Source organism: Lujinxingia vulgaris (assembly GCF_007997005.1).
Classification (GTDB): domain Bacteria; phylum Myxococcota_A; class Bradymonadia; order Bradymonadales; family Bradymonadaceae; genus Lujinxingia.
The window spans coordinates 1-430 of the sequence record NZ_VOSL01000076.1 but is presented as its reverse complement, the minus strand read 5'-3'; the positions used below and the strand labels follow the sequence as shown (position 1 = coordinate 430).

The following is a 430-nucleotide window of genomic DNA, read 5'->3' as shown; positions in this document are numbered from 1 at the left end:
GCGCGGTCTGCCTGTGCAATATTTCGAACGGGTCTCCCCGCCGAAACATCACGCTCGTATCTCAAGCGTCTTCACGCTGAAATACACTAATGCGTTTACCATCCTATTGACTTGTCAAAGAGTTTGCTCGTGTCGGCGTTTGCCTTAAGAGCAATCTATATTCAAAGGAATCCAGACAGGGCACGCTCAACACACTCTGGTGTCGAGCACTCGGGCGTTTTCAAACAAAGCCATATCATGAGCCTCACTGTGAGGCATCTGACAGGTTCGGGTTGGGACACGGATGTTCTGCATCTTGAAGCATCGTAAATGATGCTTTCCTGGCAGAACCGTCTCCGTAAAAGGAGGTGATCCAGCCGCAGGTTCCCCTACGGCTACCTTGTTACGACTTCACCCCAGTCACCATTCACTCCTTCGGCGGCTCCCTCCA

Annotated in this window: 1 rRNA gene; it reads right to left on the bottom strand. The window is 51.9% G+C overall.

Annotation, left to right across the window (positions count from 1 at the left end):
- Positions 1–340 precede the first annotated feature (340 nt).
- A 16S ribosomal RNA gene (locus FRC96_RS15970) occupies positions 341–430 on the bottom strand; the annotation flags it as partial.